We start from the raw sequence: 13,688 nt of genomic DNA, 5'->3' as shown, positions 1-13,688 counted from the left end.
CGGTAACTTATCAGCGATAACTCAAGACCGTCAACAGACTCTTCACTGGGTGTTCACGACGGTGACGACCAAATCGTTCAGTGCTCTGCCAGCGTTTAGGGTGATGGCCATGTCGACCACGGACACCGGTAGGCGCACCACGTCGGCCTCGTCGCCCCTGACCGATCTTGGACTGCTCGTCCTCAGGATTGCGGTCGCGGCGACGATGCTGCAGGCAGGTCTGATGAAGGCCTTCGACTTCGCGACCACCACGCAGTTCATGGCGAGCGGAGGCTGGCGGATGCCGACGTTCGCGGCGTACCTCGTCACCGCCACCGAGATCGCCGGCGGCGGCGCCCTGCTGCTAGGCCTCCTGACGCCCTTGGCAGCGTGCGGCGTCATCGCGGCGATGATCTGCGCCTGGGCGGTCAACGTCTCCGGTGGCGCGTTTTGGTCGCAGCCGTTCAACGTGCCGTTCCTGGTGGCGTTTGCCGCGACGGCGTTGCTCTTCACGGGCGCCGGGCGCTATTCGGTGGACGCGAAGGTGTTCGGCCGTCCGCGGTGGCCGGGGGTCGTGACCATCGGGTTGTTCCTGGTGGCGGTGGCCGCAGCCGTCGGCACCTGGATCTTCCTGAACGGCACCAACCCGCTGCACCTGAGCGCCGCTGACGCCGCGAACCCTACTCAGAGGTAAGAATTGCCAGGGTTTTCCGAACCGTGACTCAAAGAACTCTTAATGGTGATGGTTACTGTCCAGTACATGTGGATCGACGACACCAGTGCAGATGTCATCAAGGTTGACTTCGAAGCCTTCTACCACGGGGACTTCCTCGTCGAGGGTGACTGCTCCGAGCAGTTCCCCGACCTCGCTCAAGCAGTCTGATCGACGAGCGCCGTCTGGCGCTCACCGATGCGCGGACACCGACCCGGGGCTGACCATGCCGCCGAGGCGTCCGGTGATCAACTCCTCCGCTTCGCTGATGATTCTCGAGATCAGCTCCCCGCACGTGGGAATGTCGTCGATCAGGCCCATCACCGTGCCCACGGTCCAAATGCCCGCATCCAGGTCGCCGTCGTCGAACACCTGCCGACCGCGCACCCCAGCCACCAGTTCCCTGACGTCCTCGAACTGACCGCCGCCGGCGAGGATCTCCACCACCTCACGTGACACCACGTTGCTCGCAACGCGGGCCGTGTTGTGCAGCGAACGGAATATCAGCTCGGTGCCCCGCTCGTCGCCGGCCACGATGGCCTCCTTGACTCGTCGATGGATGCACGACTCCACGGTGCACATGAACCGCGTGCCCATGTTGATGCCATCGGCACCCAACGCCAGCGCCGCGACCAGACCACGGGCATCGGCGAAGCCGCCCGACGCGATCATCGGAATCTCGATCTGCTTGGCGGCGGCCGGGATCAACACGAGGCCGGGAACGTCGTCCTCGCCGGGGTGACCGGCACACTCGAACCCGTCGATGCTGATGCCGTCGACGCCCAGGCTCTGCGCCTTCACACCATGGCGGACCGAGGTGCACTTGTGCAGCACCTTGATGCCGTTGTCGTGGAACATCGGCAGGTGGGGCGCCGGGTTGGAACCCGCGGTCTCGACGATCTTGATGCCCGCGTCGACGATGACCTGGCGGTACTCGTCATACGGCGGCGGGCTGATCGACGGCAGGATCGTCAGGTTGACCCCGAACGGCTTGTCGGTCAGCTCGCGCGTCTTGTCGATCTCGCGGGCCAGATCCGCAGGCGTCGGTTGGGTCAGCGCGGTGATGAAGCCGAGCCCGCCCGCATTGGCTACGGCCGCAACCAGTTCCGCGCGGCCGACCCACTGCATGCCACCCTGCGCGATGGGATGTTCGACACCGAAGACCTCGGTGAACTTCGTCGTGATGCTCATCGGTGCTCCTCGCTCTTCGCGCGAGCGCTCATCGGTGCTCCTTGCTCTTCGCGCGAGCGCTCATCGGCGCTCCTCGCTCTTCGCCGTCTGCTCTTCGCGCAAACGCTCATCGCCGCGCCAGCGATTCATCGCGGTGCCATCCGGATCGCGCCGTCCAGGCGGATGACCTCGCCATTGAGCATCGGATTCTCGACGATGTGCACGGCCAGGGCGCCGTACTCGTCGGGGTCGCCGAGACGGGCGGGATGCGGCACCTGCGCACCGAGCGAGCGCTGCGCTTCCTCGGGCAGTGAGCCCAGCAGCGGCGTCTTGAACAAGCCGGGCGCGATCGTGACGACGCGAATCAGGTTGCGCGACAGGTCGCGCGCGATCGGCAACGTCATGCCGACCACGCCACCCTTGGACGCCGAGTAGGCGGCCTGCCCGATCTGGCCGTCGAAGGCCGCGACCGAGGCGGTGTTGACGATGACGCCGCGCTCCTCTCCGATCGGTTCGGTCTTGGCGATCCGCTCCGCGGCCAACCGCAGCACGTTGAAGGTGCCGATCAGGTTGACCTCGACGACCTTTCGGAACCCGTCGAGGGGGAAGGGACCTTCCTTGCCGAGGGTCTTGATGGCGTTGCCGATGCCCGCGCAGTTGACGTTGATCCGTACCGGCCCGAGGGACTCGGCGACGTCGAGCGCCGTGCCGACGGCTGCCTCGTCGGTGACATTGGCCTCGACGAACTTCGCCCGCTCGCCGAGTGCGGCCACCGCCTCCTCACCCCTGAGGTCGATGACCACCACGGTGGCACCGGCGTCCAACAATCGCTTGGTGGTGGCCAGGCCGAGACCTGACGCACCACCCGTCACCACTGCCACGGAGTCCTTGATCTGCACCAATGCATCCTCTCGTCCGGTCGACAGCTGGCCGACCTACTGGTTGGTTGGGGACTATACCCAATCGTCGAGAATGGCCTCGGCGTCGACGCCCCCGGTCCCGGGTGGCGTCGGCGTCGGCGGCACGCTGCGCGAGAACCGGGGCGCGGGCGCGGGCTCCAGATTGTCCCCGTCGCGGAAGAAGGTATTCCGCTCGACGATGTGCGGTTCGGTCTCCACCTCACCGAAGCTCAACACGGGGGTGACACATGCATCGGTGCCGTTGAACACCTTGGCCCAGTGGTCGCGATCGTGGGCGGCGAACGCCTCGGTGAACGTCGCGCGCAGTTCCTCGGCGCGCGCGGCGTCGTGCTGCCCCGGCAGGTCGGCGGCGTCGAGCCCGAGCCCCTGCAGCAGCTGCGCGTAGAACTGCGGTTCGATGGCGCCGACGGCAACGTGCTTGCCGTCGGACGTCTCGTAGGTGTCGTAGTACGGCGCGCCGGTGTCGAGCATGTTGGCACCCCGCTCGTCGGACCACATGCCGCTGGCGCGGAAGCTCCACATCATCTGCACCAGAACGCTGGATCCGTCGATCATCGCCGCGTCGATCACCTGACCCTTGCCGGAGGTCTGCCGCTCCCAAAGCGCCGACAGGATGCCGACGAGGAGGAACATCGAACCGCCGCCGAAGTCGCCGGCGAGGTTCAGCGGCGGCACCGGCCGCTCACCCTTGCGGCCGACGGCGTGCAATAGACCGTTGAGGGAGATGTAGTTGATGTCGTGACCGGCTTGCTGCGAGCGCGGGCCGGTCTGGCCCCAGCCCGTCATGCGCCCGTAGATCAGGCGCTCGTTCACCTTCGCGCAGTCCTCCGGCCCCAGGCCGAGACGCTCGGTCACGCCGGGACGGTAGCCCTCGATGAGCACGTCGGCCTTGGCGATCAGCCGCAGCACCAGCTCGCGACCCTCGTCGCTCTTGAGGTCGGCGGCCACCGAGCGCCGGTTGCGCAGCATCGAGTCCCGGGTGCCGACGGGCACCGCGCCACCCTTGCCCGGGCGTTCGATGCGCACGACGTCGGCGCCGAGATCGCCAAGGATCATCGCCGCGTGCGGCCCGGGCCCGATACCGGCCAACTCGACGACTCTCAGTCCCTGCAATGGTCCAGCCATCAATCGTCCTCCACCTCATCGACCCCAGTTGACCGCGACATAGCTTACTTGTATAACCAAGTCGACCGACCGCGGGCCCGAGTGCTCGCCGAAACCAGAGGCGCGCATGACCAACATTGAGACTTACACCGGTATCGACGATCTCATCGTGTCCCTGCGCGACGGGGTGCTCACGGTGATGCTGAACCGGCCCGACAGCCTGAACTCGCTGACCGCGCCGATGCTCGACACGCTGGCCGACACCATGGAGCGGGCGGCCGCCGACCCCGCAGTGCGCGTGGTCCGCCTGGGAGGGGCGGGTCGCGGTTTCAGCTCGGGCGCCAGCATCGGTGCGGAGGACCACGCCAATCCGGGCGCCCACGGCACGCCGGACGATACGCTCGCCGCGGCGAATCGCGCCGTCGCCGCCATCGTGGCCTTGCCGAAGCCGGTGGTCTCGGTCGTGCAGGGCCCGGCCGCCGGCGTCGGCGTCTCGGTCGCGATCGCCGCCGACATCATCCTGGCCTCCGAGAAGGCCTATTTCCTGTTGGCGTTCACCAAGATTGGGCTGATGCCCGACGGTGGGGCATCGGCGCTCGTCGCCGCCTCCATCGGACGCACCAGGGCCATGCGCATGGCGTTGCTCGCCGAGAGGCTTTCGGCCGCCGATGCCTTGGCGGCGGGTTTGGTCAGCGCCGTATACGCCGACGATGACCTCGAAGCCGGGGTGAAGGCCGTGATCGACACGTTGCAGTCCGGCCCGGCGATCGCGCTCCGCAAGACCAAGCACGCCGTCAACGCGGCGACGCTGACAGAGCTGGAGGGTGCGTTCGAACGCGAGACGGAGGGCCAGCTGTCCCTGCTGTCATCGCCCGACTTCCGCGAGGGTACGACGGCGTTTCAGCAGCGGCGCCCGGCCGTGTTCACCGACGACTGATAATCGTTCGACGCGGAGGGGGGTGGTCAGCCACATGACGCAAACCCGTTGCGCTAGAAGGTCAGACGCCAAAAATCGGTGGCAGGGCCAGCACCATGACCAGACCCCAGAAGAAGTGCGTCAGCATCGAGGCGAGCACCCCACCGGTGATCCGGCGCTCGTAGGCGCACACCCCGCCGAGGATGAGGCCGGCGAACCCCAGCATTGGGTTGCCCGCCGCCGATACGGCGAGGGCGTAGACGATCGTCGACACGAGCACCGGACGGAACTTGCCCAATGCCGTGAACAGGGCGCCGCGAAAGAACATCTCCTCGGCGAGGCCGTTCACCACGGTGATCAGCGTGACCAGCCACAGCGCACCGTAGTTGGCGTAGTCGAGCACCTGAACGATGTAGTCGCGGACGGGACCGATCTCGCGGGCCACCAGGCCGCCGACGATGAACACCCCGCCCAACAGCACCCCGGTCGCAATACCCGTGATGATCGGACGCCGTATTCTGCCGCGGAATTCGACGTTCCCGATGTGCAGCGGTCCAGAGAGCCTCGCCCCGATGGCCCACACCGCCGCCAGTGCCACGGTCAGCACGTAGAACGACGTGCTGCCGGGCGTCCGGGTCAACGAGAAGCCCAGCAGTGTCGCGCCGAGGACGAGGACGATCGCCACGATGATGCGGCGCGTGCGCACCAGGGACGGCGATTCCTGGTGCGGCGCGGCAGGGGTTGAGACAATGGCGCTTATCTGGGAGAAAAGCCCGGTCACGGCATCCCCTTGGGCGCCAGACCGATCAGCGCGTCCAGGCCGGTTCGCACCCATCCGGCGACGGGCCCGGGCACCGCGCAGAGTAGGCCGAGCGCGGGCTGGGCGACCGACGGCGTGACCATCGACGCCAGGTTGCGGATCCGCGTGACGTCACCACCCGCCCACTCCGGGTCGGTGTCGGCCATGTGGTGCGGATCGGCCAGTTGGTCCACGGGCAGCCGACGATGACCGGACAGCGACGACGAGATGGCGTCTTCGGTGCTCACCGGGCCGCCCGGCGGTTCGGGCACCAGTCCGCGCAGACCGTCGTTCGACGCCGTCATCGGATAGTCGAGCGACTGAACGAGATCCGCCGCCAAGCCGTGCGGCACGGGCACGAACAACGCGGCCACCTGCGACACGAGTCCCATGTCCACGTCGGGCACGGGCACGCCGCCGCGCCACTTGCCCGCCAGCCGCGCGTAGGTCAGCAGCAGATCGCCGTAGGTCGTGGTCTCGGGTCCCTTGATGTCGTAGGACCCGGCCGGGACGCGCTCCTGGTCCGCCGCGGCGACCAGGTAGTAGAGGACGTCGCTGATGGAGATCGGGTCCAGGGGGTTGTGCGCCCACGGCGGCATGGGGATCAGGAGGAACCGGTCGCCGACCGCCCGGAGCATCTCGAACGAGGTCGACCCCTCGCCAATGATGATGGCTGCGCCCAGCCACACCACGTCCGGTCCCCCGTCGATGGTCAACGCCTCGGCGACCTCGGCGCGACTGGTGAGGTGCTCGGAGAGTTCGCCGGCGTCGGGCACGAAACCGCCCAGGTAGACGATGCGCTTCACCCCCGCGTCCTTGGCGGCGCGGGCGACGTTGGCGGCGGCGATGTTGTCGGCGTCGCGGTATCCGGACTGCCCGATGCCGTGCACCAGGTAGTAGAGGACATCGACGGGACCGGCGACGATCAAAGCACTGGCCACCGAGTCGGGGTCGGCGGCGTCGAGCATGACCGGCGTGACGTCGTCCAGCCAGCCGAAGTCACCGAGTCGCTCGGGGTTGCGGCTGGCGACGGTCACCTGGTGCCCCCCGGCGAGGAGCGAGCCGACGAGTCGTGAACCGACGTATCCGGTCGCTCCCGTGACGAGTGTGCGCATGGGCTTCACCGTAGGTACGTACCCGCGCGAATGCTATTCCATCGCGGTGCGGTGCACGTCACTCAAGTGTTCATAGACCTGCGCGTTGAGGCGATTGTGCGCAACCTCGTCGGCGCTGAGCTCCCGACGGACCTTGCCCGGCACACCCGCCACCAACGATCCCGGCGGGATGACGTGCCCCTGAGCCACCACGGCGCCCGCCGCGACCAGTGACCCGGCGCCGATCCGCGCGCCATTGAGGATGACCGCGCCCATCCCGATCAGGCAGCCGTCCTCGACCGTGCAGCCGTGCAGAACCGCGTTGTGCCCGACGGTCACTCCCGCCCCGATGCGCGCCGGGAAGCCCGGATCGACGTGGACCGTCACGTTGTCCTGAAGGTTGGCCCCTTCGCCGATCTCGATGGGCTCCAGCTCGGCCCGCAGCACGGCGCCGTACCAGACGCTGGCCTTGGCGGCGAGGGTCACCGGACCGATGACGGTGGCATTGGGCGCCACCCACGACTCGGCGTGCAACTGCGGCGTGTGCCCGTTGACGGACAGGATCAGCGGTTCCGGCATGGCCGAATCCTAGCGGCGCCGGTCAGACACCTTGGTAGACCTTGCGGTAACTCGACGGCGACATGCCGACCCCGCGGCGGAGGTGATGGCGCAAGTTGCCCGCCGAACCCAAACCGGCGAGGCGGGCCACCTCGTCGACCGACAGGTCGCGCGACTCCAGGAGTTCCCGCGCGTGGTCGACCCGACGGTTCCGGACCCAGGTGCCGGGCGCCTGGCCGGTGTCCTCGCGGAACCGGCGGTTGAAGGTGCGCGGGCTCATGTGGGCGTGGCGAGCCAACCGTTCGACGGTCAGGTCCTCGGCGAGGTGGCGCAACGCCCACTCCCGGGTCGAGGCGGTCGACGCATCGTCCGCGGCGGGCGGATCGCGGTCGATGAACTGCGCCTGGCCGCCTTCACGCCACGGCGGCACGACGCAGTGGCGGGCCACCGCGTTGGCGACCTGAGTGCCGTGATCGGAGCGAATGACGTGAAGGCACAGGTCGATTCCCGCGGCCAGGCCCGCCGACGTCAGCACGTCACCGTCGTCGACGAACAGCACGTTCTCGTCGACCAGCACGCGGGGGTACAGCCTGCGCAGGTCCTCGGCGTGCTTCCAGTGCGTCGTGGCGGGGCGTCCGTCGAGGAGGCCCGCGGCAGCAAGCACGAATGCGCCGGTGCAGATCGACACCATTCTGGTGCCCGGCCGGATTGCGTCGAGGGCGGCCTGCGCGCGCAGAGTCAACACGCCGTCGTGACGCGCGGACGGGTATCGCGTTCCGGGAATCACCACGGTGTCGGCGGTGGCCAGGACATCCGCGCCCCTGGCGGGCGTCATCGCGTAACCGTGCGTCGTCGCGACGGGTCGATCGTCAAGGCCGCACACCACGACGTCGTAGAGCGGAGCGCCATCGCCGGCGCTGGCAGCGCCGAACAGCATCGGGGCGATCGTCGCGTCGAATCCCACGACCGGCGGCAAGAGCAGCACGGCGATGCGGTGGACGGAAGGCACCCCGCCATCTTGGCATGTTCTTGACGATTGGTGGCATTCATGCCACTGGCATCCGTCGCCGCCGAGCCGCACAGTGTTCGGGTGACGGTTACTGCCCGCGATGAGACGACGCGTCGTCCCCGCCTCCACTGGGCCTGGGTGGTCGCCGCCACCAGCTTCGTGGCGATCCTCGGTGCCGCCGGCTTCCGCTCGGTGCCCGGCGTGATGATGAACCCGCTGCACGACGAGTTCGGCTGGACGCACGGCACGGTCGGGTTGGCGATGTCGGTCAACATGACGCTCTTCGGGCTGACGGCGCCGTTCGCCGCCGCGCTGATGGACCGCTTCGGCGTGCGGCCGGTATTGACCACCGCGCTGCTTCTGATCTCGGCCGGGTCGGCGCTGTCGGTGACGATGACGAGTAGTTGGCAGCTGGTCCTGCTCTGGGGCGTGCTGGTCGGCGTGGGTACGGGCTCCATCTCGATGGGTTTCGTCGCGACGATCGCGACCCGCTGGTTCGAGGAGCGCCGCGGCCTGGTGACGGGCGTGCTCACGGCGGCCAGCGCGACGGGGCAGCTGATCTTCCTGCCGGTCATCGCCGCGGTCACCGAGCGCCACGGGTGGCGGTGGGCCTCATTGATCGTGGCTGCCGCGGCCCTGAACGTCGTCCCGCTGGTGCTGCTCTTCATGCGCAACTACCCACAGGACAGGGGGCTCCTGGCGTACGGGGCCACCAGCGCCGAGCCCGCCGTCGTGCCAGCGGGCACCTTCCGCGCGGCGTTCGACGGGTTGCGGATCGGCGTGCGGATGCCGGCCTTCTGGCTGCTCGCAGGGAGCTTCGCGATCTGCGGGATGACGACCAACGGCCTGATCGGCACCCACTTCATCCCCGCGGCCAACGACCACGGCATGCCGACCACGGTCGCGGCGGGGCTGCTCGCGACGATCGGCATCCTCGACGTGGCGGGGACGATCTTCTCGGGGTGGTTGACCGACCGCGTGGATCCGCGGTTGCTGCTCGCCGTCTACTACACCGGTCGCGGCGTGTCACTGCTGCTCCTGCCGTCCCTGCTGTCCCCGCACGCCGAGCCGAGTACGTGGGTGTTCGTCATCTTCTATGGGCTGGACTGGGTGGCGACCGTGCCGCCGACGATCGTCCTGTGCCGGCGCTACTTCGGCGTCCGCACGCCGGTGGTGTTCGGTTGGGTGTTCGCGTCACACCAGCTCGGGGCGGCCGTTGCTGCCGCAGGCGCCGGGTGGTTACGCGATCTGCAGGGCGGTTACGACCTGGCGTTCTACCTGGCTTCGGGGTTGTGCGCCGTCGCGGCCATCCTGTGTCTGAACGTACGAAGTACGCAGGTCGGCGCCACTCGAACGGACCCTTCCGCCGACCGCGACTTTGCCGATTCGTGATCTTTGCCCTTACGCTTTCTTCGGCGTCGCCGCGAGAGTCGGGCTCTGAGTGGCGCGACCAGACACGTTAGGGAGCCAAAAAGTGAAGACTCGCACCAGTCGAGCCATTGGAATGTCCGCCGCGATCGCTGCGATCGCGATATCGCTGCCGATGGCGATCAACGCCCAGGCGGATCCGACGCCGACGACCACGGCCGAGGTCAAGCCGCTGCCGGACTGGCAGGGCAACTGCGATCCGGTGCGCGCCGAGCTGGCGCCGAGCGGTGCCACCAAGGAGACCCTTGGCAAGCTGCCCGTCGGGCAGGTGCTGGCCGCGATCCCGTCGCTGAGCACGTTCACCTCGGCCGTCAACGGCGGCCTCAACCCCGCCGTGAACATCCTGCCGGTGCTGGAGAACGGGCCCTACGTCGTCTTCGCACCCAACAACGACGCGTTCGCCAAGCTGGATCCGGTTGCGCTCGAGGCGCTGAAGAACGATCCGGACGCCCTGACGAAGCTGGACTACTACCACGTGTTCCTCGGCCTGCTCGGGCCCGGCGACGTCGCGGGTCAGCGGCCGACGCAGGAAGGCGCGGACATCAAGGTCACCGGCAAGGATGGCGACATCAAGGTCAACGACACCGCGAAGGTCATCTGCGGTGGCATCCAGGCCGCCAACGCCCGGATCTACATCCTCGACACGGTGCTCGACCCGAACTCGCCGCCGGAGCCGGTCACCCCGACGACGTCGTTCGACGGCACCGGCAAGCCGCTCTCGCCGACGAGCACCACCACGGCGGTCCCGGCGGGCTAGCTGTTCTTCGCGATTTCGGCGCGTAAACGTTCGCTCACCGAACGTTTACGCGCCGAAATCGCTTACAGGCCTAGGTCCTTGCCGATGATCTCCTTCATGATCTCGGTCGTGCCGCCGTAGATGGTCTGGATGCGGACGTCGACGTAGTCACGCGCCACCTTGTACTCGTTCATGTACCCGTAGCCGCCGTGCAGCTGCACGCAGTTGTCGACGACGCGCTTGGCCAGCTCGGTGCACCACCACTTGGCCTTGGACGCCTGGACCGCCGTCAGCTCACCGTCGATGACCGCCCGCAGGCAACGGTCGACGTACTGTTCGGCGATCTCGAGCTCGGTGTCCATCTCGGCCATGACGAACCGGTTGTGCTGGAAGCTGCCGATCGGTTGCCCAAAGGCCTTGCGGTCCTTGACGTACTGCAGCGTGTCGTTGAACGTGGCGCGGGCGCCCGCGACCGCGGCGATCGCGATCGACAACCGCTCCGACGGCAGGTTCTGCATCAGGTGGTAGAAGCCCTTGCCCTCCTCCCCGAGCAGGTTTGCATTCGGCACTCGGACGTTCTCGAAGTGCAGCTCCGCGGTGTCGGCGAAGTGCTGGCCCATCTTGTCCAGCTTGCGCCCGCGGGTGAAGCCCGCCATGTCACGCTCGACGACCAGGAGCGAGAAACACTTGTGTCCCGCTTCGGCATTGGTCCGCGCCACCACGACGACCAGGTCGGAGTTGATACCTGCCGAGATGAACGTCTTGGAGCCGTTGAGGATCCAGTCCTCACCGTCGCGGACCGCCGCGGTCTTGATGCCCGCGAGGTCGCTGCCCGCGCCGGGCTCGGTCATGGCGACCGCGCCAATCAGCTCGCCGGTGATGTAGCCGGGCAGCCACCGTTCCTGCTGCTCCTCGTTGGCCAGGTTGGCGAAGTACGGGCCGACGATGTCGTTCTGCAGACTCAGGCCGGGTGAGGCGGCCCCGTACTTGCTGAACTCCTCGACGATCACGGCATTGAACCGGAAGTCGTCGACGCCGCCGCCGCCGAACTTCTCGGGCAGGTTGAACCCGATCAGCCCGTACTTGCCTGCCGCGATGTAGGCGTCGCGGCCGACGATGCGATCGCTCTCCCACTTCTCGGCGTACGGCGCGCATTCCTTCTCCAGGAACTGCCGGGCCGTCTCCCGCAGTTGCTCGTGCTCTTCTTCGAAGACCAATCGTTTCACAGTCGTTCTCCTACTTCGCTTGCCATACGGGCTGTCTCTTCTCTGCGAAGGCCAGCGGCCCTTCCTTGGCATCCGCCGAGCGCAGCACGGCGCTCATCTCGCGCGTGGTCCTGGTCCACCCGGCCACGTCACCGGTGACGACGCCGTCGTCGATGCCGGCGGCTACGCGCTTGCTCGCCCACACCGCCAGCGGCGCGTTGACCGTGATCCGCTCGGCCAGAGCCAGGGCGGCCTCGACGACGGTGCCGTCGGGTACGACCTGATTGGCCAGTCCCCACTTCAGGGCATCTGCGGCCGACATCGGTTCACCGGTGAACAGCATCTCCATGGCGACCTTGCGTGGTAGCTGGTCGACGATGCGGAACACCCCGCCTGCGGCCGCGATCAGTCCGCGCTTGACCTCCGGCAGCCCGAACTTGGTGCGCTCCTCGGCGATGACGAGGTCGCTGGCCAAGGCGAGTTCGGTGCCACCGCCCAGCGCGGTGCCGTTCACGGCCGCGATGGTCGGCTTGTCGATGACATGCTGCACGTAGCCGGCGAATCCCCACTCCCCGTGTTCGGGATGGTAGATGTTCTCCCGCCGGGAGATGGCCTTGAGATCAGCTCCTGCACAGAAGGATTGGCCCGCACCGGTGATGACTACCGCGCGGACGTCCGGATCGTGCTGGGCTTCGTGCAGCGCGTTGCCGACGCCGATGCTCACGGCAGCGTTGACGGCGTTGCGCGCCTCGGGCCGGTTCAGCGTGACGAGGAGGACGTTGCCCCGCCGCTCGGTGAGAACGGCGCTCGGGGCATCCGTCTGGACTTCAGCGGTCACAGCAGCTCGAGGATGGTGGCGTTGGCCTGGCCGCCGCCTTCGCACATGGTCTGCAGGCCGTACTGAATTCCCTTGTCCCGCATGTGATACAGCATCGTCGTCATGATGCGCGCACCGGAACCGCCGAGCGGGTGGCCCAGCGCGATCGCGCCGCCGTTCGGATTCAGCTTCTTCTCGTCGGCGCCGATGTCCTTGAGCCACGCCAGCGGGACTGGCGCGAACGCCTCGTTCACCTCGAACACGCCGATCTCCTCGACTGACAGACCGGAGCGCTTGAGCGCCTTCTGCGTGGCCGGGATCGGAGCGGTCAGCATGATGACCGGGTCAGCACCCGCCAGCACCGCGGTGTGCACCCTGGCGAGTGGCTTGAGGCCCAACGACTTCGCCTTCTCCGCCGACATGATCAGCAGCGCGGCCGAGCCGTCCGAGATCTGGGAGGCATTGCCGGCGTGGATCACACCGTCCTCCTTGAACGCCGGCTTGATGGCCGCCATCTTCTCGACCGTGCCGCCGCGGCGAATGCCCTCATCCTTGAGTACCGGAGTACCGTCCTGATCCTTGATCGCGACGATCTGGTCATCGAACGCGCCAGAATCCTGTGCGGCGGCTGCCTTTTCGTGCGATCCGAGGGAGAACTGGTCGAGCGCGGTGCGGTCGAAGCCCCACTGCTCGGCGATCATCTCGGCGCCGACGCCCTGGTTCGGAGTCTGGGTGTAGCGGGCGCGGAAGGCCTCCGGGTACGGGTGCCCGCCGTTGGCCAGCGAGGAGCCCATCGGAGTGCGCGACATCGACTCGACGCCACCGGCGACGACGACGTCGTAGTGGCCCGCAACGACACCCGCGGCGGCGAAGTGCACCGACTGCTGACTGGACCCGCACTGCCGGTCCACGGTCACACCGGGCACGCTCTCGGGCCAACCGGCCGCCAAGACGGCGGTGCGGGCGATGTCGAGGGCCTGCTCGCCGGCCTGCATGACGCAGCCCCAGATGACGTCGTCGACGAGCGCCGGATCGAGACCCGTTCGTTCGACCAACCCGTTGAGCACCTGCGCCGAGAGGTCGCCGGCGTGGACACCGGACAGTCCGCCGTTGCGCTTGCCGACCGGCGATCGGACCGCCTCTACGATGACGGCTTCAGCCATGGAACATCTCCTTTGGGTGCGGTTGAATCGGCGCTGAGATAGTTCAGCAACCGGACGATGGTTACCACCGAACCTAGA

At 67.7% G+C, this 13,688-nt stretch carries 15 protein-coding genes; 5 read left to right on the top strand and 10 right to left on the bottom strand.

Features of this window, described 5'->3' with window-relative positions; translation table 11 throughout:
* The first annotated feature begins 109 nt into the window (after window positions 1–109).
* Together QUE68_RS06530 and QUE68_RS06525 are read left to right on the top strand one after the other, a co-directional pair.
* Window positions 110–673, top strand: a complete 564-nt coding sequence (locus tag QUE68_RS06530; RefSeq protein ID WP_284225144.1) for a DoxX family protein — start codon at window positions 110–112, stop codon at window positions 671–673.
* Window positions 674–739: 66 nt separating this feature from the next.
* The gene (locus tag QUE68_RS06525) at window positions 740–862 is read left to right on the top strand and encodes a hypothetical protein (RefSeq protein WP_142271112.1); all 123 of its coding nucleotides are present in this window, start codon (window positions 740–742) and stop codon (window positions 860–862) included.
* 21 nt (window positions 863–883) lie between these two features.
* On the opposite strand, the gene QUE68_RS06520 is transcribed toward QUE68_RS06525, so the two are convergent.
* From QUE68_RS06520 to QUE68_RS06510, 3 genes are all read right to left on the bottom strand, one after another.
* Window positions 884–1,882, bottom strand: a complete 999-nt coding sequence (locus tag QUE68_RS06520) for an NAD(P)H-dependent flavin oxidoreductase (protein ID WP_284225143.1) — start codon at window positions 1,880–1,882, stop codon at window positions 884–886.
* A gap of 125 nt (window positions 1,883–2,007) precedes the next feature.
* Window positions 2,008–2,760: a 3-hydroxyacyl-CoA dehydrogenase gene (locus tag QUE68_RS06515; RefSeq protein WP_284225142.1), complete on the bottom strand. Its 753-nt coding sequence runs from the start codon at window positions 2,758–2,760 to the stop codon at window positions 2,008–2,010.
* A gap of 54 nt (window positions 2,761–2,814) precedes the next feature.
* Window positions 2,815–3,906 carry a CaiB/BaiF CoA transferase family protein gene (locus QUE68_RS06510; protein WP_284233230.1) on the bottom strand — a complete coding sequence of 364 codons (1,092 nt, stop codon included), beginning with the start codon at window positions 3,904–3,906 and terminating at the stop codon, window positions 2,815–2,817.
* Between the two features lie 106 nt (window positions 3,907–4,012).
* Between QUE68_RS06510 and QUE68_RS06505 the strand changes: the two genes are divergently transcribed.
* Window positions 4,013–4,822 carry an enoyl-CoA hydratase gene (locus tag QUE68_RS06505; protein ID WP_284233228.1) on the top strand — a complete coding sequence of 270 codons (810 nt, stop codon included), beginning with the start codon at window positions 4,013–4,015 and terminating at the stop codon, window positions 4,820–4,822.
* Between the two features lie 61 nt (window positions 4,823–4,883).
* Here the strand turns inward: QUE68_RS06505 and QUE68_RS06500 are convergent, their stop codons facing one another.
* The 4 genes from QUE68_RS06500 to QUE68_RS06485 are packed head-to-tail and all read right to left on the bottom strand — an operon-like array spanning window position 4,884 to window position 8,261.
* On the bottom strand, window positions 4,884–5,636 hold the full coding sequence (locus QUE68_RS06500) for a CPBP family intramembrane glutamic endopeptidase (RefSeq protein ID WP_286275317.1): 753 nt from the start codon (window positions 5,634–5,636) through the stop codon (window positions 4,884–4,886).
* Entirely contained in the window at window positions 5,579–6,724 is a 1,146-nt protein-coding gene (locus QUE68_RS06495) for an NAD(P)H-binding protein (protein WP_284233225.1), read from the bottom strand. Before QUE68_RS06495 ends, QUE68_RS06500 begins: the two co-directional genes overlap by 58 nt.
* 24 nt (window positions 6,725–6,748) lie before the next feature.
* Complete coding sequence (locus tag QUE68_RS06490) at window positions 6,749–7,273, bottom strand: gamma carbonic anhydrase family protein (RefSeq protein WP_284233223.1); 525 nt, start codon at window positions 7,271–7,273, stop codon at window positions 6,749–6,751.
* 22 nt (window positions 7,274–7,295) lie between these two features.
* Window positions 7,296–8,261, bottom strand: coding sequence for a GlxA family transcriptional regulator (locus QUE68_RS06485; RefSeq protein ID WP_284233221.1), 966 nt, complete (start codon window positions 8,259–8,261; stop codon window positions 7,296–7,298).
* A gap of 39 nt (window positions 8,262–8,300) precedes the next feature.
* Here QUE68_RS06485 and QUE68_RS06480 point away from each other — a divergent pair, with 39 nt between their 5' ends.
* Window positions 8,301–9,653 (top strand): MFS transporter, encoded by a 1,353-nt coding sequence (locus QUE68_RS06480; RefSeq protein WP_284233219.1) that lies wholly within the window; start codon window positions 8,301–8,303, stop codon window positions 9,651–9,653.
* A gap of 82 nt (window positions 9,654–9,735) precedes the next feature.
* Entirely contained in the window at window positions 9,736–10,446 is a 711-nt protein-coding gene (locus tag QUE68_RS06475; RefSeq protein ID WP_284233217.1) for a fasciclin domain-containing protein, read from the top strand.
* A 62-nt stretch (window positions 10,447–10,508) separates the two neighbouring features.
* Here QUE68_RS06475 and QUE68_RS06470 read toward each other — a convergent pair whose 3' ends face one another.
* Genes QUE68_RS06470 through QUE68_RS06460 form a run of 3 tightly spaced genes read right to left on the bottom strand, consistent with a single transcriptional unit; the run spans window position 10,509 to window position 13,610 of the window.
* Entirely contained in the window at window positions 10,509–11,651 is a 1,143-nt protein-coding gene (locus tag QUE68_RS06470; RefSeq protein WP_284225133.1) for an acyl-CoA dehydrogenase family protein, read from the bottom strand.
* 10 nt (window positions 11,652–11,661) lie between these two features.
* Window positions 11,662–12,468, bottom strand: a complete 807-nt coding sequence (locus QUE68_RS06465) for a crotonase/enoyl-CoA hydratase family protein (protein ID WP_284233215.1) — start codon at window positions 12,466–12,468, stop codon at window positions 11,662–11,664.
* The gene (locus tag QUE68_RS06460; protein ID WP_284225130.1) at window positions 12,465–13,610 is read right to left on the bottom strand and encodes a thiolase family protein; all 1,146 of its coding nucleotides are present in this window, start codon (window positions 13,608–13,610) and stop codon (window positions 12,465–12,467) included. Before QUE68_RS06460 ends, QUE68_RS06465 begins: the two co-directional genes overlap by 4 nt.
* Window positions 13,611–13,688: the final 78 nt, after the last annotated feature.

Source organism: Mycolicibacterium sp. TUM20985 (assembly GCF_030295745.1).
In the GTDB taxonomy this organism is placed as follows: Bacteria; Actinomycetota; Actinomycetes; order Mycobacteriales; family Mycobacteriaceae; genus Mycobacterium.
The sequence above is the reverse complement of the archived record's forward strand: the minus strand, read 5'-3'. Positions and strand labels throughout refer to the sequence as shown.